The 24,045-nt window shown below is 69.0% G+C and carries 21 protein-coding genes; 15 read left to right on the top strand and 6 right to left on the bottom strand.

Going from position 1 to position 24,045, the window contains the following annotated elements:
- The first annotated feature begins 6 nt into the window (after positions 1-6).
- The 5 genes from ABDJ40_RS14120 (at position 7) to ABDJ40_RS14100 (ending at position 6,000) form a co-directional block, all read left to right on the top strand.
- On the top strand, positions 7-315 hold the full coding sequence (locus tag ABDJ40_RS14120) for a DUF2818 family protein (RefSeq protein ID WP_347610730.1): 309 nt from the start codon (positions 7-9) through the stop codon (positions 313-315).
- Positions 302-922 (top strand): NUDIX domain-containing protein, encoded by a 621-nt coding sequence (locus ABDJ40_RS14115; protein ID WP_430765642.1) that lies wholly within the window; start codon positions 302-304, stop codon positions 920-922. Before ABDJ40_RS14120 ends, ABDJ40_RS14115 begins: the two co-directional genes overlap by 14 nt.
- Before the next feature lie 13 nt (positions 923-935).
- The gene (locus ABDJ40_RS14110) at positions 936-1,448 is read left to right on the top strand and encodes a DUF1178 family protein (RefSeq protein WP_347610728.1); all 513 of its coding nucleotides are present in this window, start codon (positions 936-938) and stop codon (positions 1,446-1,448) included.
- A gap of 175 nt (positions 1,449-1,623) precedes the next feature.
- Entirely contained in the window at positions 1,624-2,781 is a 1,158-nt protein-coding gene (locus ABDJ40_RS14105) for an efflux RND transporter periplasmic adaptor subunit (protein WP_347610726.1), read from the top strand.
- 3 nt (positions 2,782-2,784) lie between these two features.
- On the top strand, positions 2,785-6,000 hold the full coding sequence (locus tag ABDJ40_RS14100) for an efflux RND transporter permease subunit (protein WP_347610724.1): 3,216 nt from the start codon (positions 2,785-2,787) through the stop codon (positions 5,998-6,000).
- Between the two features lie 15 nt (positions 6,001-6,015).
- Here the strand turns inward: ABDJ40_RS14100 and ABDJ40_RS14095 are convergent, their stop codons facing one another.
- Positions 6,016-7,443: an FAD-binding oxidoreductase gene (locus tag ABDJ40_RS14095; protein WP_347610722.1), complete on the bottom strand. Its 1,428-nt coding sequence runs from the start codon at positions 7,441-7,443 to the stop codon at positions 6,016-6,018.
- Positions 7,444-7,863: a DUF2069 domain-containing protein gene (locus ABDJ40_RS14090; protein ID WP_347610720.1), complete on the bottom strand. Its 420-nt coding sequence runs from the start codon at positions 7,861-7,863 to the stop codon at positions 7,444-7,446.
- A gap of 19 nt (positions 7,864-7,882) precedes the next feature.
- Here ABDJ40_RS14090 and ABDJ40_RS14085 point away from each other — a divergent pair, with 19 nt between their 5' ends.
- On the top strand, positions 7,883-9,160 hold the full coding sequence (locus ABDJ40_RS14085; protein ID WP_347610718.1) for a YihY family inner membrane protein: 1,278 nt from the start codon (positions 7,883-7,885) through the stop codon (positions 9,158-9,160).
- Between the two features lie 70 nt (positions 9,161-9,230).
- Here ABDJ40_RS14085 and ABDJ40_RS14080 read toward each other — a convergent pair whose 3' ends face one another.
- Positions 9,231-9,809 (bottom strand): helix-turn-helix domain-containing protein, encoded by a 579-nt coding sequence (locus ABDJ40_RS14080; RefSeq protein ID WP_347610716.1) that lies wholly within the window; start codon positions 9,807-9,809, stop codon positions 9,231-9,233.
- A 134-nt stretch (positions 9,810-9,943) separates the two neighbouring features.
- Between ABDJ40_RS14080 and kbl the strand changes: the two genes are divergently transcribed.
- The 3 genes from kbl to ABDJ40_RS14065 all read left to right on the top strand — a co-directional run bounded on the left by kbl (position 9,944) and on the right by ABDJ40_RS14065 (position 13,107).
- Complete coding sequence (gene kbl / locus ABDJ40_RS14075) at positions 9,944-11,149, top strand: glycine C-acetyltransferase (protein ID WP_347610714.1); 1,206 nt, start codon at positions 9,944-9,946, stop codon at positions 11,147-11,149.
- A 48-nt stretch (positions 11,150-11,197) separates the two neighbouring features.
- The gene (locus ABDJ40_RS14070; RefSeq protein WP_347610712.1) at positions 11,198-12,151 is read left to right on the top strand and encodes an NAD-dependent epimerase/dehydratase family protein; all 954 of its coding nucleotides are present in this window, start codon (positions 11,198-11,200) and stop codon (positions 12,149-12,151) included.
- Positions 12,152-12,234: 83 nt separating this feature from the next.
- Complete coding sequence (locus tag ABDJ40_RS14065) at positions 12,235-13,107, top strand: MipA/OmpV family protein (RefSeq protein WP_347610710.1); 873 nt, start codon at positions 12,235-12,237, stop codon at positions 13,105-13,107.
- A gap of 21 nt (positions 13,108-13,128) precedes the next feature.
- On the opposite strand, the gene ABDJ40_RS14060 is transcribed toward ABDJ40_RS14065, so the two are convergent.
- Entirely contained in the window at positions 13,129-13,446 is a 318-nt protein-coding gene (locus tag ABDJ40_RS14060; protein WP_269633004.1) for an Mpo1-like protein, read from the bottom strand.
- A 183-nt stretch (positions 13,447-13,629) separates the two neighbouring features.
- Here ABDJ40_RS14060 and ABDJ40_RS14055 point away from each other — a divergent pair, with 183 nt between their 5' ends.
- Complete coding sequence (locus ABDJ40_RS14055; RefSeq protein WP_347610707.1) at positions 13,630-14,472, top strand: hypothetical protein; 843 nt, start codon at positions 13,630-13,632, stop codon at positions 14,470-14,472.
- A gap of 3 nt (positions 14,473-14,475) precedes the next feature.
- Here ABDJ40_RS14055 and ABDJ40_RS14050 read toward each other — a convergent pair whose 3' ends face one another.
- Both ABDJ40_RS14050 and ABDJ40_RS14045 read right to left on the bottom strand, forming a co-directional pair.
- Entirely contained in the window at positions 14,476-15,282 is an 807-nt protein-coding gene (locus ABDJ40_RS14050) for an alpha/beta fold hydrolase (protein ID WP_347610705.1), read from the bottom strand.
- Positions 15,283-15,292: 10 nt separating this feature from the next.
- Complete coding sequence (locus ABDJ40_RS14045; RefSeq protein ID WP_347610701.1) at positions 15,293-16,612, bottom strand: O-acetylhomoserine aminocarboxypropyltransferase; 1,320 nt, start codon at positions 16,610-16,612, stop codon at positions 15,293-15,295.
- Positions 16,613-16,697: 85 nt separating this feature from the next.
- On the opposite strand from ABDJ40_RS14045, the gene ABDJ40_RS14040 reads away from it, so the two are divergent.
- The 5 genes from ABDJ40_RS14040 to ABDJ40_RS14020 all read left to right on the top strand — a co-directional run bounded on the left by ABDJ40_RS14040 (position 16,698) and on the right by ABDJ40_RS14020 (position 24,035).
- The gene (locus ABDJ40_RS14040; protein WP_347610699.1) at positions 16,698-17,165 is read left to right on the top strand and encodes a CBS domain-containing protein; all 468 of its coding nucleotides are present in this window, start codon (positions 16,698-16,700) and stop codon (positions 17,163-17,165) included.
- A gap of 102 nt (positions 17,166-17,267) precedes the next feature.
- Positions 17,268-18,368: a chorismate synthase gene (aroC, locus tag ABDJ40_RS14035; RefSeq protein ID WP_347610697.1), complete on the top strand. Its 1,101-nt coding sequence runs from the start codon at positions 17,268-17,270 to the stop codon at positions 18,366-18,368.
- 192 nt (positions 18,369-18,560) lie between these two features.
- Positions 18,561-19,766 (top strand): efflux RND transporter periplasmic adaptor subunit, encoded by a 1,206-nt coding sequence (locus ABDJ40_RS14030; protein WP_347610694.1) that lies wholly within the window; start codon positions 18,561-18,563, stop codon positions 19,764-19,766.
- A gap of 12 nt (positions 19,767-19,778) precedes the next feature.
- A complete protein-coding gene (locus ABDJ40_RS14025) occupies positions 19,779-23,018 on the top strand; it encodes an efflux RND transporter permease subunit (protein ID WP_347610692.1) in 3,240 nt (1,079 codons plus the stop codon).
- Between the two features lie 291 nt (positions 23,019-23,309).
- On the top strand, positions 23,310-24,035 hold the full coding sequence (locus tag ABDJ40_RS14020) for a substrate-binding periplasmic protein (RefSeq protein ID WP_347610690.1): 726 nt from the start codon (positions 23,310-23,312) through the stop codon (positions 24,033-24,035).
- Positions 24,036-24,045 lie beyond the last annotated feature (10 nt).

Below are 24,045 nucleotides of genomic sequence, written 5' to 3'. Positions count from 1 at the left end.
TCGCCCGTGAACCAGTCTGCCGCCGCCTGGCTGGTGCTGCTGGTCGCCGTCCTGGCGGCCAACGCACCCTTCCTGAGCCAGCGAATCCTGATCGTGGGCCGCCCTGATCCGATGAAGTCGGGCTGGTGGCGCCTGCTGGAGCTGCTGCTGATGGCGCTGTTCACCCTGGCGCTGGGCATGGGGCTGGAGGCGCGCGTCGGCCAGCGCCAGCCGCAGGGCTGGGAGTTCTATGCCGCCGCGGCCTGCCTGTTCCTGACGCTGGCCTTCCCGGGTTTCGTCTGGCGCTACCTGAAGAAGCACCGTGAGCAAGCCTGAGGACCTGCACGCCCCCGCTGAGGGCACCGATCCCGATGCCGGCCTGCGCGAGATCCGCCTGGACGGCCGCGAGGTCTACCAGGGCGGCTTCCTCAAGGTGCAGCGCGACGTGGTGCGCCTGCCCGATGGCCGAGAGGCCGTCCGCGAATACATCCGCCATCCCGGCGCCGTGATGGTCGTGCCGCTGCTGGACGACGAGCTGCTGCTCCTGGAGCGCCAGTACCGCTATCCCATGGGCCGCGTGATGCTGGAGTTTCCCGCCGGCAAGCTGGACCCGCAGGAGAGCCCGCTGGCCTGTGCCATCCGCGAGCTGCGCGAGGAAACCGGCTACAGCGCGGCGCAGTGGGCCTATGCCGGCGTGCTGCACAACGCCATCGCCTACTCCGACGAAGGCATCCACATCTACTTTGCCCGCCAGCTGAGCGCAGGCCCGGCCCAGCTGGATGCCGGCGAGTTCGTCGAGTGCCTCGGCATGACGACGGATGCGTTGGACGAGGCCTGCCGCCGGGGTGAGGTTACCGACGCCAAGACCCTCATCGGCCTGCTGTGGCTGCAGCGCTGGCGCCAGGGCGCCTGGGCGCTGGACTGGCAGGCGGCGCCCGCCTGAGAGGCCCCCGACCATGGTGGTGCTGAACCTGGCCTGCGAGGCCGACCATGTCTTCGAAGGCTGGTTCGGCTCTTCCGCCGACTGCAGCGAGCAGCAGTCCCGCGGCCTGCTGAGCTGCCCGGTGTGCGGTTCCTCGCGCGTGGAGCGACGGCCCTCGGCGCCGCGGCTCAATGTGTCCCATCTGCGCGCCGGCAAGGCCCTCGCAAGCCCGCCGCCTGCGCCGGCCTGCCCGCCAGAAGACGCGGCCGCAGCGGCCGCTGCATGCGGGGCAGGGCGCCCGACCGAGGCCGAGGCCCGCGAGGCCCTGCAATCGCTGTGGATGGCCGCGTCCCGCGAACTCGCCCGTCACAGCGAGGACGTCGGCGAGCGTTTCGCCGAGGAAGCCCGCCGCATCCACTATGGCGAAGCCGAGGAGCGTGCGATTCGCGGACGCACCCAACCCGAGGAAGCCAGGGCGCTGAGGGAAGAGGGTATCGAGCTGCTGCCGCTGCTGCTGCCACCCGGCGCGGAGGGCGAGCTCCACTGAGCGCGGGCGGGCCCGCCGGCTGACGCCCGCCTGGCGTCGATACATGCCGGACAGGTGTCCCGACCTGCCATTCGTCGCAAGTCCGCGACGGCATGTCCCTTCTTCGGGCACCATGACCAGCGGATGTAACCCGGACCGGGCCTATGCTCCGGCGATTGATCTCCCGCAAGCCATCATGAACAAGAAGCAACGCACCGTTCCGTCCGGCCATGGCCTGGCCCTGCTCGTTCTCTCCGCCGCCCTGCTCAGCGCCTGCGGCAAGGGCCCCAAGGCCGATGTGGCCGAGCAGCGCGCCACGGCGCCCCTGCTGCTCGCCAAGGAAGACGTCCGAGACCTGGGCCTCAGCGAGCAGGCCTCGGGGCCCGTGATCACCGGATCCATCCAGCCCGAGCGCCGGGCCGACCTGCGAGCCGAGGTCTCGGCCGTGGTGCTGCAGGTCCTGAAGGAGAACGGCGAGTCGGTGCGCAAGGGTGACCTGCTGGTGCGCCTGGACGACACCGCCATCCGCGACAGCCTCACCTCCGCCGAGGAAGCGGCCCGCGCCTCCGCCCAGAGCTTCGAGCAGGCCGAACGCCAGCTGCAGCGCCAGAAGACGCTGCAGTCCCAGGGCATGACCTCCATGCAGGGGCTGGAGGACGCCGAGATGCGCCGCAACAACGCGCAGAGCGATCTGGTCGCCGCCAAGGCCCGCGTGGTCACGGCCCGCCAGCAGCTGCAGCGCACCGAGGTCCGCGCCCCCTTCGACGGCGTGGTCAGCGACCGCAAGGTCTCGCCGGGTGACACCTCCCAGATGGGCAAGGAGCTGGTCAAGGTCATCGATCCGCGCAGCCTGCGTTTCGAGGGCCTGGTCTCGGCCGACAAGCTGGCGGAGCTGAAGGTGGGGCAGGGCGTGCACTTCCGGGTGAACGGCTATGGCAACACCCAGTTCCACGGCAACATCCGCCGCATCGACGTCGCCGCCAATGCCACGACCCGTCAGGTCGAAGTCCTGGTGAACCTGGGCGAGGGCGAGAAGCCGCAGGCTGCCGGCCTCTACGCCGAAGGCAATGTCGAGGCCCGATCCTCCGAGGCGCTGATGCTCGAGGAGGCCTCCATCGTGCGAGCCGGGGACCAGGCCCATGCCTGGCGCATCCATGACGGCAAGCTGTCCAAGGTGGCCCTGAAGCTGGGCGAACGCGACACCCGCACCGGTCAGGTCGCCGTCACCGCCGGGCTCAGCAAGGGCGACAAGGTCCTGCGCAAGCCGACCAGCACGCTCAAGGATGGCCAGGCTGTCGAGCTGGCCAAGGCGCCGGCGGCGTCCGCTGCGTCGGCCGCCGTGGCAGGAGGCTGATCCATGTTCCTTTCCAACTTCAGCATCAAGAAGCCGATCGCGACCATCGTCGTGATCATCTCGCTGATGGCCCTGGGCCTGATGGCGCTGAACAAGCTGCGCGTCAACTCCATCCCCGACGTCCAGGAGCCCATGCTCTTCCTGAGCATCGCCTACCCGGGCGCCTCGCCGGACACGGTGGAGCGCGAGGTGGTCAATCGCATCGAGAAGTCCCTGCAGGGCCTCTCCGGCGTTCGCAAGGTCTACTCGACCTCCCGCGAGGGTGCGGCCGAGTTCCAGCTGATCTTCAACTTCAGCAAGAACCTGATCGAGGCTGCAGATGACGTGCGCAACGCCATCGCCACCGTGCGCTACAAGCTGCCGGTCGAGATGCGCGAGCCCGTGCTGCAGCGCTTCGACGTCTCGGCCCAGCCGGTGATGCAGGTCTCGCTCTCGTCCACCACGCAGAGCCATGCCGAGATCAGCCACATCGCCGAGGACCAGCTGGCCGACAAGTTCCGCGCCATCAACGGCGTGGCCACGGTCAACGTCAACGGCGCGCTGCACCGCGAGCTGAGCGTGCTGCTGCGCGCGGAGAAGCTGCGCGAGTTCAATGTCTCGGTGACCGATGTCGTCGCCGCCCTGCGCGCGCAGAACATCTCGGTGCCGGTGGGCAAGGTGCGCGGCGCCATGGAGGACCAGAGCATCCGGCTGCAGGGCCGCATCGAGCGCCCGGCGGACTTCCAGCAGGTGGTGGTCAAGCGCAATGGCGACGAGTCCATCCGCCTGGGCCAGCTGGCGCAGATCGAGGACGGCTTCGCCGAGCTGGCCAGCTTCAGCGTGCGCAACGGCCATCCCAATGTGGGCATCGCCGTGACGCGCTCGCGCGATTCCTCCACCGTGACCGTGGCCAAGGAGGTGCGCAAGCTGGTCGACCAGATCGCCCCGACCCTGCCCAAGGGCACCACGCTGGAGGTCACGCGTGACGAGGGCAAGGAATCGCAGGAGAACCTCAACAACGTCATCCATGCCCTGGTCTTCGGTGCGGGCCTGACCATCGCGGTGGTCTACGTCTTCCTGAACTCCTGGCGTTCGACCCTGATCACCGCGCTGAGCCTGCCCACCTCGGTGATCGCGGCCTTCATCGCCGTGTGGCTGTGCGGCTTCACGCTGAACTTCATGAGCCTGCTGGGCCTCTCGCTGGCCATCGGCGTGCTGATCGACGACGCGATCGTGGTGCGCGAGAACATCGTGCGTCACATGGAACGCGGCTCGGACCGCCGCACCGCCGCCCTGAACGGCACCGCCGAGATCGGCCTGGCGGTGGCGGCCACCACCTTCTCCATCGTGGCGGTGTTCATCCCCGTGGGCTTCATGCCCGGGGTGTCGGGCGAATGGTTCCGGCCCTTCGGCTTGACCGTCGTGGCCTCGGTGCTGGTGAGCCTGCTGATCTCCTTCACGCTGGACCCCATGCTGTCGGCCTACTGGGGTGATCCGCCGCATGCCCATGACGCGCCGCGCAAGGGCATCGGCCGCGTGCTGGAGCGCTTCAACAAGTGGTTCGACCACCAGTCCGACCGCTACGGCCAGGTCATTGCCTGGGCCCTGCATCACCGCCGCTGGATGGCCGCCTTTGCGGTGGGCAGCCTGATCGGCGCCATCGTGCTGGCCGCAAAGTTCCTGGGCACGACCTTCCTGCCTTCGTCTGACGCCGGCATGCTGATGGTCAACGTGCGCACCCCCGCCAGCGCCAACCTGGAGTACGCCAAGCTGAAGCTCGAAGCTGCGGCCGGCCTGGCCCGGACCATCCCCGAGACGGTGGCCACCAACAGCCGCGTGACGGTGAGCGGCGGCACCATCTACGTGGACCTCGGCAAGGCCAAGGACCGCAAGCGCTCCGCCGAGGAGATCGCCGTTGACCTGCGCGCCAAGATCTCGCGCCTGGTCGGCGCCGAGTACACGGTGCAGTCCAACCTCAACAACGGCGGCCAGAAGCCGGTGCAGATCCAGTTCTACGGCACGGATGCCCGCCGCCTGCTGGACATCAGCAACGACTTCATCGCCAAGCTGCGCGAGGTCAAGGGCGCGGTGGACGTGGGCCTGTCCGAGCAGGCGCCGCAGGACGAGCTGCAGATCGAGCTCAACCGCGGCCTGGCCAACTCGCTGGGCATCTCGGTGGGCGATGCTGCCCAGGCGCTGCGCGTGGCCTTCGCCGGCGTCGAGGTGGGCGACTGGGTCGATCCCACCGGCGAGACCCGTGACGTCGCCGTGCGCCTGCACCCGCAGGACCGCGTGGACCTCAGCAACATCGAGCGCCTGCCCGTGGCCGTCACCGGCACCAACCGCATGGTGCCGCTGGAGCAGATCGCCAGCATCCGCATGGGCCGCGGCCCGGCGCAGATCGAGCATGCCAACGGCAAGCGCACGATCACGGTGTCGGCCAATGCCCACGACCGCTCGCCGGGGGAGGTCACGCAGGACGCGCTGAAGATCGCCAAGGCCATCGACTTCCCGCCGGGCTTCGGACTGGAGTTGGGCGGTGACTCGGAGACGCAGGCCGAGGTCTTCGGTGCCATGTTCATTGCCCTGATCAGCGGCGTGGGCCTGATGTACCTCATCCTCGTGATGCAGATGGGCTCCTTCACCGCGCCCCTGGGCGTGATGCTGTCCCTGCCGCTGTCCCTGATCGGCGTGGTGGTGGCCCTGCTGCTGACCAAGGGCACGCTGAACCTGATGAGCTTCATCGGCATCATCATGCTCATGGGCCTGGTGGCCAAGAACGCCATCCTGCTGCTGGACGCCGCACGCCAGGAAGAGGCCGAGGGCATGGACCGCGAGGAAGCCCTGATGCACGCCGGCCGCAAGCGCCTGCGCCCCATCCTGATGACCACCTTCGCGCTGATCGCCGGCATGCTGCCGGTGGCCATCGGCGTGGGCGACGGCGGCGAGTTCTACCGCCCCATGGCCGTGGCCATCATCGGCGGCACCATCACTTCGACGCTGCTCACGCTGCTGGTGGTGCCGAGCTTCTATGACAGCATCGAGATCGCCAAGGACCGCATGTTCGCCAAGTTCGGCCGCCGTGCTGAACGCTGGAACGCCTTCGTGGCCTTTGTGCTGACCTTCATCGAGGCCCTGCTGGCCCTGGTGATGGTGCGCGCCGTCTACCGCCTGCTGCTCGTCAAGCCGCTGCAGTGGTGGCGCAACCGGGGTGCGGGCAACTTCGTGCCCGTCAAGTGACCTGTCCCGGCCGGCTCAGAGCAGTCGGCCAGGATTCAGGAGGCCCTGGGGATCCAGGGCCTTTTTTATTTGCCGCATCAGCGCCAGGGCCACGGGGTCCTTGGTCATTGCGAGCTGCTCGCGCTTGAGCTGGCCGATGCCATGCTCGGCCGAGATGGAGCCGGCCCGTTGCAGGACCCGCTCGTAGACCAGCGCATTGATGGCCGGCTCCTGCGCGCGCAGGAAGTGGGCCGGGTCCTGGCCCTCGGGCGCCTGCACATTGAAGTGCAGGTTGCCGTCGCCCAGGTGGCCGAAGCAGACCAGGCGCACGCCGGGGCAGTGGGCCTGCAGCGCGGCCCCGCAGTCCGCCACGAAGGCCGGGATGGCCGAGATGGGCAGGGCGATGTCGTGCTTGATGTTGAGGCCTTCCTCGCTCTGCGCCAGCGGGATGCTCTCGCGCAGATGCCACAGTTGCCGCGCCTGGCTCATGGACTGAGCCACCGCGGCATCCAGGGCCTCACCGGCCTCCAGCGCTTCGCCGAGGATGCGCTCCAGCAGCTGGCGGGCATGGGCCTCGTCCTCGTGGTCGGACAGCTCCAGCAGCACCGCCCAGGGCGCGGCGGCGTCGTCGGCCAGGGGCTGGGGGATCTGCGGGAAATGGCGCCGCACCAGCTGCAGGCAGAAGCGGCTGATCAACTCGAAACCGGTGAGCGTGGCACCGGCCAGGGCCCGGGCGCGGTTGAGCAGCGCGACGGCCGCGTCCAGTGTGGGGCAGGCCGCCAGCGCCGTCATGCAGGCCTGCGGGGCAGGGTAGAGCTTGACCGTGGCAGCGGTGATCACGCCCAGCGTGCCTTCGCTGCCGATGAAGAGGTCGCGCAGGTCGTAGCCGGTGTTGTCCTTGCGCAGGCCGCAGAGGCCTTGCCAGACCTCGCCCTGCGGCGTCACCACCTCCAGGCCCAGGCACAGCTCGCGCGCATTGCCGTAGCGCAGCACCTGGGTGCCGCCGGCATTGGTGGCCAGATTGCCGCCGAGGGTGCAGCTGCCCTCGGCGCCCAGGCTCAGCGGGAAGAGCAGCCCGGCGGCACTGGCCGCGGCCTGGACCTCGGCCAGCAGGCAGCCGGCCTCGGCGGTGAGGGTCAGGTTGGCCGGATCGACCTGGCGGATCTGCCGCAGGCGGCGCAGGGACAGCAGCAGCTGCTGCCCGCTGCCATCCGGCACGCCGCCGCCGACCAGGCCGGTGTTGCCGCCCTGGGGCACGAGGCTCACGCCATGCGCCGCACAGAGCCTGAGCAGCGCGGCCACCTCGGCCGTGGTGCCAGGTCTTGCCACCGCCAGGGCGCGGCCGGCGTAGCGCTTGCGCCAGTCCTTCTCGTAGCCGTCCAGCCCCTCACCGCTCAGCAGATGGTCGGCGCCGATCAGCTGGCGGGCCTGCGCCAGGAAGTCCTTGCGGTCAGGCCCGGCCATTCAGGCCTCCGGCTGGGCTCGGGCGGCCCGGGCCGCGGCCAGGCGTTGGCGCACCTGCATCGAGCAGGCCACGAAAATCAGCACGCCCAGCAGCACTTCCAGGCAGGCCAGCCAGACGGACAGCCCGCGGTCGCTGCTGGCACGCACCAGGCCCTCGGCCACATAAAGCCAGACCATGAGGCTCAGCCAGCGGAAGGTGTAGAGCCGGTAGCGCCACAGGCCGGCCAGGGGCACGAGCAGGGGCAGGGCCTTGATGGCCAGGGTGCCTCGGCCCACGGGGGCCAGCCACAGTTCCCAGGCCAGGCACAGGACGAAGAGCGCCAGCAGGCTGTAGAAGGCCAGGTTGCGCGACAGCGTCTCGGCGCCGCTGGGGGCGACGCGGTCCGTCGGGGGCAGGGGGGCGGTGGGGTGGCTTGACATGGCTGGCATCATAGCCAGCATGAGTGAAGAGAGCCGCAACGAGAGCCGCATGGCCCACCCGCAGGACGGCAGGCGCCTGGAGGGGCGCAGCCACAACCCCATCGCCCTGATCCACGAGTTCTTCGACGAACTCATCAGCTGGCCCTGGCTGCAGACCCTGCAGACCTTCAAGGTGCGTTTCAAGGAAGAGCGCCTGGGCCTCACCGCAGGCAGCCTCACGTTCACCACGCTGATCTCCCTGGTGCCCCTGCTGACGGTGATGCTGGCCCTGTTCACCGCCTTCCCCATGTTCTCGGCCTTCCAGGCGGCCCTGGAGAAGTACTTCCTCAAGAGCCTGATTCCGCCCAACATCGCCAAGCCGGTGCTGGCCTCGCTGACGCAGTTCGCGGCCAAGGCCAACAAGCTGGGCGTGGTGGGCCTGATCGCCCTGGGCTTCTCGGCCAGCGCGATGATGCTCACCATCGACCGCACGCTCAACGCCATCTGGCGGGTCAAGAAGCCGCGGCCCATCGCCCAGCGGGTGCTGGTCTACTGGGCGGCCATGACCCTGTGCCCCCTGCTGCTGGGCGGCAGCCTCACGCTTACCAGCTACGCCATCTCAGCCGGCCAGGGCCTGGTGGACAAGCTGCCCCAGGGCCTCTCGGTGGTGCTCAACAGCATGGACATCGTGGTGCTGGCCGCCGCCATGGCCGCGCTGTTCCACTACGTGCCGAACACCCATGTGCGCTGGCGCCATGCCATTCTGGGCGGCGTCTTCGTGGCGGTGGCCTTCACGCTCGCCAAGGGCCTGCTGGCCTGGTACGTCAAGCAGGTGCCGACCTTCTCCACGCTCTATGGCGCCTTCGCGACGGTGCCCATCTTCCTGATCTGGATCTACGTGGCCTGGGCCATCGTGCTGCTGGGCGCCATCCTGGCAGCCAACGCGCCGGCGCTCACGCACAAGATGCTGAGGCGAGGGGACGCCCCGGGCCTGGCCTTCGAGCTGGCACTGGAGGTGATCCGCGAGCTGCGCCGCTCCCGGGACGCCGGCGAGGGCGGCGCCAGCAGCCTGAGCCTGGCCACGGCGCTGCGCGTGGATGCGCTGCAGCTGGAGCCCGTGGTCGACACCCTCATCGGCATGAGCCTGGTCGGCCGCCTCGAGGAAGCCGGCGCCCAGCGCCTGACCCTGCTGTGCGAACCCACCCACACGCCGGCCGCGCCCCTGATCAAGGAACTGCTGGCCGAGCACAGCGAATCACTGGCCCTGCTGTGGGCCCGCAGCGACTGGACGAAGATCCGCCTGTCCGAGCTGCTCTGACTCCTCAGCCCCCGCGTGCCGACGCTCCCACGGGCCTGGCGCGCAGCGGACGCCTTCGGGGCGGTCAGGATCAGGGGTGGATGACCACCAGCAGCGCCGTCGCGGCCTGCTTGCCCGTGTTGCGGATGGCGTGCGGGCCGTCCACGGCGTAGCGTGCCGTCTCGCCCGTCTTGAGCTTCTGCGTGGTGTTGCCCGCCGAGACCTCCAGCTGGCCGCCCAGCACGCTGAGGTGCTCGCGTGAGCCGGGCTCATGCGCGCCGGACTCCAGCGCGCCGCCGGGCTGCACCGTCAGCTCGTACCACTCGAACTGGCCGGCCATGTCGATGGGGCCGAGGATGCGCAGCAGGCACTTGCCGTCGGGGCTGCTCATGCCGGGAATGCCATGCGCCGGCACCACCTCGATGGCCGGCGCGGCCGGCTTCTCACCACCCAGCAACTCCGACAGCTCCACCCGCAGCGCATTGGCCAGGCGCCAGACCACGGCCACCGTCGGGTTGGCCTGGTTTCTCTCGATCTGCGAGAGCATGCTCTTGCTCACCCCGGCCCGCCGCGAGAGCTCGTCCAGCGACAGGCTCTGGGCCTGGCGCAGCGCCTGAAGGGTGGCGCCGACGCGGGGCGGCTCAAGGCTGTCGGGATGGGGGACGGACATGGTGGCGACTCTCGGAAGGACCGGCAATGGCAGCTTGTTCACTTGACCCTGGGATGCAATTCCCAGATACTGCACGAAAGTTCGATATAGTGAACTGAATTCGATTTAACGGATTGTGCCCCAGGAGACCGAACATGGCCAATGCTGAAGACTTCTACGCCCACCTGCGCAGCGAGCTGCAGTCCATCCGCGAGGCCGGCCTCTTCAAGAGCGAGCGCATCATCACCAGCCACCAGGGGGCCGTGGTCAAGACCAGCGAGGGCCGCGAGGTGATCAACCTCTGCGCCAACAACTACCTGGGCCTGTCCTCGCATCCGAAGGTGATCGAGGCCGCCCACGAGGCCCTGCGCACGCACGGCTACGGCCTCTCCAGCGTGCGCTTCATCTGCGGCACGCAGGACATCCACAAGACCCTGGAGCAGCGCATCGCCCGCTTCCTGGGCACCGAGGACACCATCCTCTACGCAGCCGCCTTCGACGCCAACGGCGGCCTCTTCGAGCCCCTTCTGGGCGAGCAGGACGCCATCATCAGCGACGAGCTCAACCACGCCTCCATCATCGACGGCATCCGCCTGTGCAAGGCCAAGCGCTTCCGCTACAAGCACAACGACCTGGCCGACCTGGAAGCCCAGCTGCAGGCCGCCGAGGCCGCCGGCGCCCGCTTCAAGCTGGTCTTCACGGATGGCGTCTTCTCCATGGACGGCACCATCGCCCAGCTGGACAAGATCCGCGAGATCTGTGACCGCTACGGCGCGCTGCTGGGCATCGATGAATGCCATGCCAGCGGCTTCCTGGGCAAGACCGGCCGCGGCACGCACGAGCACCGCGGCGTCTTCGGCAAGATCGACATCATCACCGGCACCCTGGGCAAGGCCCTGGGCGGTGCCTCGGGCGGCTTCACCACCGGCCGCAAGGAAGTGATCGAGCTGCTGCGCCAGCGTTCGCGCCCCTATCTCTTCTCCAACACCGTGGCGCCCAGCATCGTGGGCGGTTCCATTGCCGTGCTGGACATCCTGGAAGGCTCCAACGCGCTGCGCGACAAGCTGGAGGCCAACACCGCCTACTTCCGCGAGGCCATCCAGGCCGCCGGCTTCGAGATCAAGCCCGGCACCCACCCCATCACGCCCATCATGGTCTACGACGCCGTCAAGGCCCAGCAGCTCAGCGCGCGCCTGCTGGAGCTGGGTGTCTACGCCGTGGGCTTCTTCTACCCCGTGGTGGGGAAGGGCCAGGCCCGCATCCGCGTGCAGATCTCGGCCGTGCACGAGCGCCACCACCTGGAGAGGGCCGTGGCCGCCTTCACGCAGGCCGGCCGCGAGCTGGGCCTCATCCCTGCCTGATCCCGCCGCACGACCCCGATTTCCGCAGTTCCCATCAAGAGCCCATTCATGAGCCGCCAAACCAAGATCCTCATCATCGGCGCCAATGGCCAGATCGGCACCGAGCTGGCGCAGGAGCTGGCCCTGCGCCATGGCAACGCCAACGTCATCACCAGCGACCTCGCCCCCGAAGGCCGCGTGAAGGCACTGACGCACGAGATGCTGGATGCCACCGATGGCGCGGCCGTCGCCGCCGCCGTGAAGCGCCATGAGATCACGCAGATCTACCTGCTGGCCGCCGCGCTGTCCGCCACGGGGGAGAAGCACCCCATGTGGGCCTGGGACCTCAACATGAAGGGCCTGCTGAACGTGCTGGAACTGGCCCGCACGCAGAAGCTGGACCGCATCTTCTGGCCCAGCTCCATCGCCGCCTTCGGCCCCAGCACGCCGGCCGTGATGACGCCGCAGAGCACGGTGATGGACCCCACCACGATCTACGGCATCTCCAAGCAGGCCGGCGAGCGCTGGTGCGCCTGGTACCACGCCAAGCACGGCGTGGACGTGCGCAGCCTGCGCTACCCGGGCCTGATCAGCTACAAGACGCCGCCCGGCGGCGGCACCACCGACTACGCCGTGGACATCTTCCACAGCGCGCTCAAGACCGGCGCCTACACCTGCTTCCTGGAAGAGGGTCAGGCCTTGCCAATGATGTACATGCCCGATGCGCTGCGCGCCACCATCGAGCTGATGGAAGCGCCGGCCGAGGCCATCAGCGAGCGCGGCTCCTACAACCTGGCGGGCTGCAGCTTCACGCCGGCCGAGATCGCCGCCGAGATCCGCCGCCGCATCCCCGGCTTCGAAATCAGCTATGCGCCGGACTTCCGCCAGCAGATCGCCGCCAGCTGGCCGCAGTCCATCGATGACAGCGTGGCTCGACGCGACTGGGGCTGGAAGCCGCAGTTCGACCTTTCCGCCATGGTCGACGACATGCTCGTCAACCTCAAACCACTGCTGCAGGCCTGAACCCGCCACTCCGGCATACGGCGCTCCTGGTTCGGAGCGGGGCTGCTCCGCGCAGGGCGGTCCGCTGCTGCTAAGCTGGGCCCATGGGTCAAAGCCTGTGGATCTGCGGTTTCAAGGATCAACGTTCTCGCCGGGGTGCCCCGGGCCTGGCGACGGGACTGCTTTCGGCGGCCCTGCTGGCCCTTCCGGTCCATGCCGAGGAAGCTGCCGCCAAGCCCGATGAGATGCGCTATCTGCTGGGCCTGCGGGTCTCCAGCGGGCCGGAGTACCCCGGCTCCCGGCGCCAGGAGCAAGGCCTGACCCCCTTGTGGGCGCTCTACTGGGGCCGCTGGCGCATCACCACGGCCGGCACCGGGGCCATGATGGGCTTCGGCTCTGACGCCGCCGGCCCCGGCCCCGGCGCCTCGCGTGACTGGCTGCATGGCGAGCACTGGAAGCTGGGCCTGGGCCTGCGCATTGACAGCGGCCGTGACAGCGATCAGACCGAGATCACCCGCGGCCTGCCGGACGTGCCGCGCACGCTGCGGGGGCGCCTGAATCTGCAGGTGGAGCTGGATCCGAAGTGGACCCTCAGCGCCTCCCTGTCACCCGACCTGCTGAACCGGCGCGGCGGCACCGAGCTGAGCGTGGACTTCGGCCGCAGCCTGTACCGAAGCCGCCATGCCTCGCTGACGCTGGGGCTGGGCCTGTCGGCCTCCGACCGCCGCCATCTGCAGAGCTACTTCGGCGTGCCCGAGGGCAGCGAGGCCGCCCAGCGTCTGGGCCGGCACTACGAGCCTGGCAGCGGGCTAACCGGTGCCTATGTCAACCTCAGCTACATGCAGGCCCTGACCCCTCGATGGGTGCTGGTGGCCAGCTGGAGTGAAGGCCGGCTGCTGGATGCGGCGGCCGCCAGCCCTCTCGTGGAGACCACGCGCCAGCGCAGCGCCTCCATCGGGCTGGCCTACCGGAACTGACGGGGCGGGCGCTGCGGGCGCTCAGAACGGGATGCGCCCGGTCCAGATCTCCCAGTACATGCGCCAGTCCCCCATGAAGCTCCACAGCGGGCGGCGGAAGCTGGCGGGCTTGTTCTTCTCGAAGCCGAAATGGCCGATCCAGGCAAAGCCGTAGCCGCACAGCAGTCCGGCCAGCAGCCACAGGGGCTGGCCCGTCACCAGGAGCGTGCCCAGGCACAGCAGCGCCAGTGTGGAGCCCAGGAAGTGCAGGCGCCGGCACGTGCGGTGGCGATGTTCGCCCAGGTAGAAGGGGTAGAACTCGGCAAAGCTGCTGATGGAAGCGAGGGCGTCGTGGGCCATGGGGACTCCTGCAGTGCGAGGGGCGCTGCCTGCATTGAAGCGCAGGCGGGGCCTGCCGGCATCAGGGACGGTACCGAGGCCGGCACGGCCTGTCCCGCCCATCGTGCTGTTGGTCGCCTGCGGCTCGTGCGCCAGGGCGGCGAGCGATAAGGTGGCAACATCACCTTCAACGCTTCGTGCACCATGCCGTCTTTTCAAGCTTCTTCCCGCGGCGCAGCGTCCCGCGTGGCCCGACTGGGGCTTCTGAGCCTCGGGCTGCTGCCCGGCCTCGTGCTGGCGCAGGCCTCGGCCTTCTCACGCGCGGCCGGCGTACCGGTGACACCCGGCACCGTCTGGCACTACGAGAAATCCAACCGCGACGGCAGCGACGCCTGGCACTTCGCGATCTATTTCGCCAGCCCCAGCCGCGTGGAGGTGCTCAAGTGGCTGCCGGGCGAGGACCTGGTGGAGGTCCATGCTGACCTCGACCTGGCTCGCGCCATGCCCGTGCACATGCAGCAGTGGAACCTCGTCAAGGGCGAACGCCGGCCGACGCTGAGCGCGGACGCCGCCCCCAAGGCCTCGCGCCTCAAGGTCCACTTCGCCAAGGGCGGGTCCCTCGAGCTGGACGGCGGCGCGCTGCCCCTGCATGTCTGGGGCTTCGACCTGGCCTCGCTGGCCCCCTTGCTGCCGATGCTGAAGCAACCCGCGCAGGGCTTCCGTCTCAGCATGGTCGACCCTAACAGGCCGGGACGCCACGGCGAGCCGGCCCTGGTGGACGAGGCCCGCTTCGAGTACCTGGGGCAGTGCGAATGGCAGGGCCGTCCGACGCATCACTACCGCATCGCCGGCCCGGTCTTCGACGGCAAGGCCGGCCTGCTCGTCAGCAGCCTGCAGGGCCAGCTCCTGCATGCCGAACATCCCATTCCCACCAGCACCGACTGGACCGACTGGCGCCTCAGCTTCACACGGGCCGAGCAGCTGAACGGCAACCAGTGGGAGCAGTTCAAGCTGGAACTGCAGCGCCAGCTCGCGGCCGGCGACTGAGTCTCAGCAAGCCAGCGCCGCGCGCAAGGCGGCCAGCACGGCGTCCGGCGCCTCGGCCATCATCGAGTGGCCGGCGGCCGGGATGCGGTGGACCTGGGCCTTGAGCGCCTGGCTCAGGGCCTGAGCCTGCTTGGGGGCGGTCATCACATCTCGATCGGCGGCCAGCACGTGGCTGGGGCAGGTGACGCGCGCCGCCGCTTCCAGTCCACCTGCGTAGCGGTCACACACCTGGAAGTCGTGCAGGAAGAGGTTGGCCTCGCTGGACCGGGCCTGCGTGCGCCTCATCAGTGCCAGATTGCCGCCATGCAGCCAGCTGCCCGGGCCGGGGTAGCCCGGCTTGGCCGCCTGCGTGCTGTGCGAGAAGACGTTGACCATGGCCATGGCCTTCTCGGGCGCCTCGGCGGCGGTGTTCAGCAGGGCTTCGGAGACCTTCATCGGGAAGGCCGTGCCCAGCAGCAGCAGCCGGTGGGCGCGCTCGGGCGCCTGGGCGGCGGCCTCCAGCGCGATCAGCGAGCCCATGCTGTGCCCGGCCAACGCGGCGCGCTCGACGCCCACGGCGCTGAGCAGTGCCAGCACCCAGGCGCCGGCCGCCTCCACGCTGGGCAGGGCTGGACCGCCGCTGCGGCCATGGCCGGGCAGGTCCACGGCCAGCACGCTGTGGCCATGGTGGGCGAACCAGCGCGCCAGCAGCGTGAACACGCTGTGGTCATGCAGCGCGCCATGGACGAAGACGAGACAGGGCAGGGCAGGGTCGAAGTCACGCCCGCCGGTGTAGGCATAGGCCTCGCGGCCTTGAACAGTCACTTGCATGGGGCGGCGCTCACTTGGATGCGATCTTCAGGGCGGTCTTGAGGTCGGCGATCAGGTCGTCGGCGTCCTCCAGACCGATGGACAGGCGGATGGTGCCGGGCGTGATGCCGGCCTGCGCCAGCGCGGCGTCGTCCATGCGGAAGTGGGTGGTGCTGGCGGGGTGGATCACCAGCGAGCGGCAGTCGCCCACATTGGCGAGGTGCGAGAAGATCTTGAGGCTCTCGATGAAGCGGCGGCCCTGCTCGCGGCTGCCGTTCAGGTCGAAGCTGAAGACCGCGCCCGCGCCCTTGGGCATGAGCTTCTGTGCCAGCGCATGGCCGGGGTGCGAGGTCAGGCCCGGATAGGCCACGCGGCCCACCTGCGCCTGGCCGGCCAGGAACTCCGCCACTTTCTGCGCGTTGCCCACATGGCGCTCCATGCGCAGCGAGAGCGTCTCCAGCCCCTGCAGCATCAGCCAGGCCGTGTGCGGGCTCATGCAGGCGCCGAAGTCGCGCAGGCCTTCGCGGCGGGCGCGCAGCAGGAAGGCGCCGGTGGTGCTTTCCTCGGCGAAGACCATGCCGTGGAAGCCCTCGTAGGGCTCGCAGAGCTCGGCGAAGCGGGCCAGGCCCGCGGACTTGCTGTGCTCGTAGGCCGACTGCCAGTCGAAGTTGCCGCTGTCCACCAGCACGCCGCCCACCACCGTGCCGTGGCCGCAGAGGAACTTGGTGGCCGAGTGGAAGACCAGGTCCGCGCCATGCTGCAGGGGCTTGAGCAGGGCAGGGGGCGTCAGCGTGGCGTCCACCAGCAGGGGCAGGCCGGCTTCATGGGCGATGGCGGCCACGCCGGAGATGTCCAGCACGTCCATGCCGGGGTTGCCCAGGGTCTCGCCGAAGAGCAGGCGGGTCTCGGGGCGGATGGCGGCGCGCCAGGCGTCCAGCGCATCGGGGCGCACGAAGGTGGTGCTGATGCCGAATCGCTTCAGCGTGTAGTGCAGCAGGTTGTGCGAGCCGCCGTAGAGCGCGCTGGAGGCCACGATGTGGCTGCCCGCCGGCGCCAGCGTGCTGATCGCGAGGAACAGCGCCGCCTGGCCGCTGGCGGTGGCGATGGCGCCTGCACCGCCTTCCAGGGCCGCCATGCGTTCCTCGAAGACGGCCGTGGTGGGGTTCGAGATGCGCGAGTAGACGTGCCCCGCGCGCTCCATGTTGAAGAGCGAGGCCGCGTGCTCGGCGCTTTCAAAGACGAAGGAAGTGCTGAGATGCAGAGGGACGGCCCGGGCGCCGGTGCTGGGGTCGGGTGCCGCCCCCGCGTGCAGCGCCAAGGTGTCGAAGCCGGGATCGCCGTAGCCTGACATGCTGTCTTTCGTGGTTTCAGGATGCCGGGATTGTGTGCTATGTTGGACGCAATTCTGATCTGCCCGCCTGTCGAGGAGAAAACACATGAAAGTCGCCGACATCCTGCGCGTGAAAGGCAACGCCCTGTACACCGTGCCGCCCGAGCAGCCCCTGGCCGAAGCCCTGGCCACGATGGCCGAGCGAGACATGGGCTCGCTCGTGGTGATGGAGTTCGGCGAGCTGGTGGGCATGCTGACCTTCCGCGAGGTGATCTCCGCCGTGGTCCGCAATGGCGGCAGCGTGGGCAGCAACCTGGTCCGTTCCGTGATGGACGACCACCCGCTGACCTGCACGCCAGAGACCGAGATCGACGAAGTCCGCCGCATGATGCTGGGCCGTCATGCCCGCTACATGCCCGTGCTCAATGGCCGCCAGCTGATGGGCGTGATCTCTTTCTACGACGTCGCCAAGGCCGTGGTCGACAGCCAGGACTTCGAAAACCGCATGCTCAAGGCCTACATCCGCGACTGGCCGGTCGAGGAAGAGGGCGCTTCGCACGAGCCGAAGCTTTGAGCCGTTGATCGCCAAGCCCGCCGGGCTGCGAGGCCCGGGGGCGCGCCATAGAATCCAGGGCATGCCCGGGCGCTCCTGCCGGGGACTGACCCTGGATTTTTCATGGCTGGCAGCACTTTCGGCGAACTCTTCCGTGTCACCAATTTCGGCGAAAGCCATGGCCCGGCCATTGGCTGCGTGATCGACGGCTGCCCGCCCGGGCTCGCGTTGAGCGAGGCCGACATCCAGCCCGAGCTGGACCGCCGCCGCCCTGGCACCTCGCGCCACGTGACCCAGCGCAACGAGCCCGATGCCGTGCAGATCCTCTCCGGCGTCTACGAGGGCCAGACCACCGGCGCGCCCATCTGCCTGCTGATCCAGAACACCGACCAGCGCAGCAAGGACTACGGCAACATCCTGGACACCTTCCGCCCGGGCCATGCCGACTACACCTACTGGCGCAAGTACGGCCTGCGCGACCCGCGCGGTGGCGGCCGTTCCTCGGCCCGGCTGACCGCCCCCATGGTGGGCGCCGGCGCCGTGGCCCGCAAATGGCTCAGGGCCCAGTACGGCACCGAGTTCCGCGGCCACATGACCCAGCTGGGCGAGCTGCCCATCGCCTTCGAGGGCTGGGCGCATGTGCCGAACAACCCCTTCTTCGCCGCCAACGCCAGCCAGATCGCCGAGCTGGAGGCCTATATGGACGCGCTGCGCAAGTCCGGTGACTCGGTCGGCGCACGCATCGAGGTCCAGGCCACGGGCGTGCCGGTGGGCCTGGGCGAGCCGCTTTTCGACAAGCTGGACGCTGACATCGCCTTCGCCATGATGGGCATCAACGCCGTCAAGGGCGTGGAGATCGGCGACGGCTTCGGTGTCGTGCCCCAGCGCGGCAGCGAGCATGGCGACGAGCTCACGCCCGAGGGCTTCGCCAGCAACCATGCGGGCGGCGTGCTGGGCGGCATCTCCACCGGCCAGGACCTGCGCGTGTCCATCGCCATCAAGCCGACCAGCTCCATCCGCCTGCCCAAGGCGTCCATCGACCGCGCCGGCCAGGTGACCGAGGTCGTGACCCATGGCCGCCACGACCCCTGCGTGGGCATCCGCGCCACCCCCATCGCCGAGGCCATGCTGGCCCTGGTCCTGATGGATCATGCGCTGCGCCACCGCGCCCAGTGCGGTGACGTTCGGCACACCCTGACGCCGATTCCGGCCCAGCGCGGCTGAACAAAGGCCGGGCGGCGCTCCGGCCTTGCCTTCCTGCAGTTCGTCCCCAACTGCAGCAGCAAATCCCAACGGGCGACGCCCTGACCCCTCTTTTGCGCGCTTCGTCGCAGGCGCGCTGCAAGCCTCGTGCGCTCTTCCTAGACTGCGCCGCAGTTAGACACTCGCGGTAACCCTGCAGCAATGGAGAGACACATGGACAAGAAGAAGCGCAATCGCTGGCTGGTGTGGGGAGGGGCGGCCGTCGTCGTCCTGAGTGCGGGCGCAGGCGCCGCCGTCTATGCCGGCAAGGCCGACAGCAAGGCCTCGGATGCCAAGCAGGCCGCCAAGGACGGCAAGGACGACAAGAAGAAGGAAGCCACCCTGGAGTTCGCCTCCCGCGAGGTGACCAAGCCCCAGATGGCCACCATGCCCGGCAGCATCGAGTTCTCGGGCCCCCTGGTGGCTCCCAACACGGTGGTCGTACGCAGCAAGGCCAGCGGCGTGCTGCTGAACCTGCACGTGGCCGAGGGCAGCCGGGTCCGCAGCGGCCAGAGCCTGGGCGAGCTGGACCTCGAGGAGCTGCGCTACCGCGTGGCCGAGCGCCGCGCCAGCCTGGAGGCCGCACAGGCCCAGTTCCAGCAGGCCGAGCGCAGCTACAAGGCCAACGAGGACCTGGCCGCCAAGGCCTTCATCTCCAGCACCGCACTGGACAACTTCCGCGCCAGCATGGAGGCCGCCCGTGGCCAGTGGCTGGCCGCCAAGGCCCAGCTGGAGACCGCGCAGAGCAGCCTGCGCCTGGCCTCGCTCGTGGCGCCCATCAGCGGCGTCGTGGCCAAGCGCCATGCCGTGCCGGGCGAGAAGCTCAGCGCCGAGCAGCAGGTGCTCAGCATCGTGGACCTGGGCAAGCTGGAGCTGGCCGGTCTGGTCGGCACGCATGAGGTGGCCCGCCTGAAGCCCGGCATGGCCGTGGCTGTGAAGGTGGAAGGCGACGAGCAGCCGGTGCAGGCCCGCATCTCGCGCATCTCCCCGGCCGCCGAGCCCGGCACCCGCAGCATCGGCGTGACCCTGGAGATCGCCAATGCCGAGGAGCGCTTCCGCGCCGGCCAGTACGCCGTCGCCCACGTCGAACTGCCGGACAACTCGCAACGCCTGACCCTGCCCGCCACCGCAGTGATCAACGCCTCCGGCCAGGATCATGTGTGGGTGCTGGAGAAGGGCACCCTGGTCCGCCGCGTGGTGACCACCGGCCGCCGTGACGCCCGCGAAGGCCGCATCGAGATCCTGCAGGGCCTCAAGGCCGAGGACCAGGTGCTCGCCGCCCGCTTCGACAATCTGCGCGACGGCGCCGCGGCCAAGGTCGTGGACGCCCGCGCCCCGCGCGTGGCCAGCGCCGCCGCCAGCGCCCCCGCGCTGCAGTAAGGAGACCGCATCATGTGGATGACCCGCGTCTCCATCCAGAACCCGGTCTTCGCGACCATGGTGATGGTGGCCCTGTGCGTGATGGGCCTGTTCGCCTATTCCAAGCTGGGCGTCGAGCCCATGCCCGACATCACCTTCCCCGGTGCGCAGATCGACGTCGCCTACCCCGGCGCCTCGCCCGAGGCCATCGAGCGCGAGATCCTGCGCCCGCTGGAGGAGTCCCTCAACACCATCTCCGGCGTCGACACCATCCGCTCGCGGGCCTATGAGGGCCGCAGCCAGGTCTGGGTCATGTTCAATCTGAACGCCGACATGAACCGCGGCATGCAGGAGATCCGCGACCGCGTGGGCATGGTGCAGGCCAGCTTCCCCCGTGACGTGAAGGCGCCCACCATCACCCGCTTCCAGGGCGACAACCAGCAGCCCGTGGTCGTGATGTCACTGATGAGCGAGACCCGCTCAGCGCGCGAGCTCTCGATGATGGCCGAGCTGACCGTCTCCAAGCGCCTGACGCGCGTGGAGGGCGTGGCCCTGGTGGACATCGGCGGCATGGTCTCCCGCGAGGTGCGCGTGGACCTGGACCCGCAGCGCCTGCGTGCCTACGGTGTGACCCCGGCCGAGGTGGCCACCGCGCTGCGCGAGGCCAATGCCGACCAGCCCGTGGGCCTGCTGTCCGACAAGCTCAGCGATGCCATCCTGCGTGTGGAAGGCCGTGTCAAGGACCCCAAGGAGTTCGCCAAGACCGTCGTGGCCCGCCGCGGCAACCTGGTGCTGACACTGGGCGACCTGGGCACCCTGGTCGAGCGTGAGCGCGAGGCCACCACCATTGCGCGCATCAACGGCAAGCCCGCCGTCACCTTCAGCGTCTTCAAGCAGCAGGATGCCAACGTGGTTGCCACCGGCGAGGCCGTCAAGGAGGCCATGGAGGAGTTGCGCAAGACCCTGCCCAAGGACGTGGAGCTGCGCCTGATCAATGCCAACAGCGACTGGGTCAAGGGCTCGCTGGACGGACTGCGCCACACCCTCATCGAGGGCGCGCTGCTGACCGTGGCCATCGTCTTCCTGTTCCTGCACAGCTGGCGCTCCACCATCATCACCGGGCTGACCCTGCCGATCGCTGTGATCTCCAGCTTCCTGGCCGTGCACGCCTTCGGCTTCACGCTGAACTTCATGACGATGATGGCGCTGTCCCTGTGCATCGGCCTGCTGATCGACGATGCCATCGTGGTGCGCGAGAACATCGTGCGTCACGTGGGCATGGGCAAGGACCACCACCAGGCGGCCTTCGACGGCACCAACGAGATCGGCGTGGCCGTGATGGCCACCACCTTTGCCATCTGCGCGGTGTTCGTGCCTGTGGCCTTCATGGGCGGCATCATCGGCAAGTTCTTCCATCCCTTCGGCATCACCGTGGCGGTGGCCGTGCTGGTGTCGCTGTTCGTCAGCTTCACACTGGACCCGATGATGTCCAGCATCTGGAAGGACCCGCCCAGCACCTGGCTGCGCCGCTTCTGGGGCCTGCGCCACCTGATCAACGGCACCGACCGCATGATGGACGTGCTGCACACCACGTATGAGCGCGTGATCCGCTGGGTCTTCAGCGGCCGCCGCTACCGCGTCTTCGTGCCGCCCGTGCCGGCCTATGGCCGCCCCTTCGACGCCCAGGGCCAGCGCGACCGCAGCCAGAAGCGCCGCCTGCGCTTCGCCACGCTGACGCCGCGTGGCCTCGTGATGTGGGGCGGCTTCATGAGCTTCGTCGTCGCCATCGTGCTGGCCGGCTTCGTGGGCAGCGAGTTCGTGCCCCAGACCGACCAGGGCTTCACCCAGCTGAGCCTGCGCATGCCCGTGGCGACCAGCCTGGACCGCGGCGACGCCAAGGTGGCCCAGGTCGAGGAGATCCTCAAGAGCTATCCCGAGATCAAGACCGTGTCCACCGTGGTGGGCGCCTCGGGCGACGGCATGGCCACGGGCCGCAACCAGGCGGTGCTCAACATCGCCCTGACCAGCCGCAAGGAGCGCAAGCGCACGCAGAAGGAGATCGAGAACGCGATGCGCGAGGACCTCGCCCGCATCCCCGGTATCGAGCTGTCGGTGGGCTTTGACCGTCCGGTGTGGATCAACCTGCTGGGCAATGATTCCGAGCAGCTGACCAAGGCCGCCAACGAGCTGGCCGCCGCCATCCGCAAGGTGCCCGGCGCCGTCGACGTCGACACCACGGTCAAGCCCGGCCTGCCGGCCTTCGCGGTCCGGCTGAAGGACTCGGCCGTGCGCGAGCTGGGCCTGACCGCTCCGCAGCTGGCCTCGTCCCTGCGTGCCTATGTCAATGGCGAGGTTGCAACCTACTGGACCACGCCGGACGGCAATCAGGTCGAGGTGCTGCTGCGCCTGCCGCAGTCGCAGCGTGAGCGCATCGACCAGATGCAGAAACTGCCCGTGGCCTTCGCCAAGGACGGCAGCCCGATCAGCCTGGACCAGGTCGCCACGATCGAGCCGGTGTTCAACCCCGAGGTGATCCGCCGTGAATCGCTGCAGCGCCGCGAGGCCGTCTACGCTGCGGTCAAGGACCGCAGCGCGGGCGAGGTCAATGCCGACGTGCAGAAGATCGTCAAGAACATGCAGCTGCCCCCGGGCGTGAGCTTCAAGGTGGACGGCGCCGGCAAGCAGCAGGCCGAAGCCTTCAAGGGCCTGCTCGCGGCCATGGGCCTGGCGGTGATCTTCATCTACATCGTGCTGGCCAGCCAGTTCGGCAGCTTCATCCAGCCCATCGCCATCATGGCCTCGCTGCCCCTGGCCCTGATCGGGGTGATGCTGGCCCTGCTGTTCTGGGGCTCGACGCTCAACGTCTTCTCGATGATCGGCCTGGTGATGCTGATGGGCCTGGTGACCAAGAACGCCATCCTGCTGGTGGACTTCGCCAACCATGCCCGCAAGGCCGGTGCCACGGTCAGCGAGGCGCTGCTGGAGGCCGGCCTGATCCGCATGCGCCCCATCATCATGACCACGGCGGCGATGATCTTCGGCATGCTGCCCATGGCCATGGCGCTCAACGAGGGCAGTGAGCTGCAGGCGCCCATGGGCCGGGCCATCATCGGCGGGGTGATCACCTCCACGCTGCTGACCCTGGTGGTGGTGCCGGTGCTGTACTCGTACCTGGTGCGGGACAAGCAGCGCAAGCCCGCCGCGCAGGCGGACGCAGCGGCCTCGCACAGCCCGGTGCTGACCGGCAATGCAGGCGTGGTGCCTGCCAAGTGAATCCAGGTAGCGCGGGATCGGCGGGGCCATGCGCCCCGCCTGTCACCCTTCAGGCCGCCGGCTCTGCCCGCGGCCTTTTTCATGGGCCGGTGCCGGTCAGCCCCGGCCGTGTGCGAAGCGTGCACTGTTGCCGCGCTGGCCGGATATTTGTCATCGCGTCGTCGTCAGCTTCGTGCAAGCAGGCGCAGACTTGCCTATCATCCGCGCCGCCCGTCCACGGCTTGCCCAGCCCTGCCTTCGTCCACCATGCGCGCTCTCGTCCTTGCCCTGACCCTTTGCAGCCTTGGCTGCATGCCGCGGGCATGGGCACAGGCGCCCGCCGGACCGGGGCACGAGTCGCTGCGTCTGCTCACCGAGGACTTCCCGCCCGTCAATTTCCAGCAGGATGGCGTCGTGAAGGGCCTGTCCGTGGAGATCGTCCAGGAGATTGAACGCCGCCTGGGCCTCAAGGACGAGATCACGCTGATGCCCTGGTCCCGCGCCCTGCGCGAGGTGCAGGGGCCCGGCCGCGTGGCCCTGTTCGCGATGGCGCGCACGCCGGCCCGCGAGAAGCTGTTCAAGTGGGTAGGCCCCATCGTCACCTTCTACAGCTCCTTGTATGCGCCGGCCCGGGGCGGCCTGCGCCTGCGCTCGCTGGACGACGCCAAGCGCGCTGAATCGGTGCTGGTGGTGCGCGACTGGTACACCGCCGAGCAGCTGGCCAGCGTCGGCTTCAAGAACCTGGTACCGGTGGCCGATCCTGTCACGGGCATCCGCATGGTGCTGGCCGGACGGGCCACGCTGTTCGCGACCGAGCGGCTCTCCATGCCCCAGACCATGGCGCAAGCCGGCATCCCCGAGGAAAGCCTGGAGATCGTCTACAGCTACGCCAGCTCCGAGGGCTATATCGCCTTCTCTCACGAGACACCCGACAGCCTGGTCCAGCTCTGGAACGAGAAGCTGCGTGACATGAAGCGAGACGGCAGCTTCCGCACCATCTACAAGCGCTGGCTGCCCAACGACGCGCCGCCCCAGTGAGGGGCTGGTC

This window comes from Roseateles flavus (assembly GCF_039872765.1).
Classification (GTDB): domain Bacteria; phylum Pseudomonadota; class Gammaproteobacteria; order Burkholderiales; family Burkholderiaceae_C; genus Roseateles_B; species Roseateles_B flavus.
The sequence above is the reverse complement of the archived record's forward strand: the minus strand, read 5'-3'. Positions and strand labels throughout refer to the sequence as shown.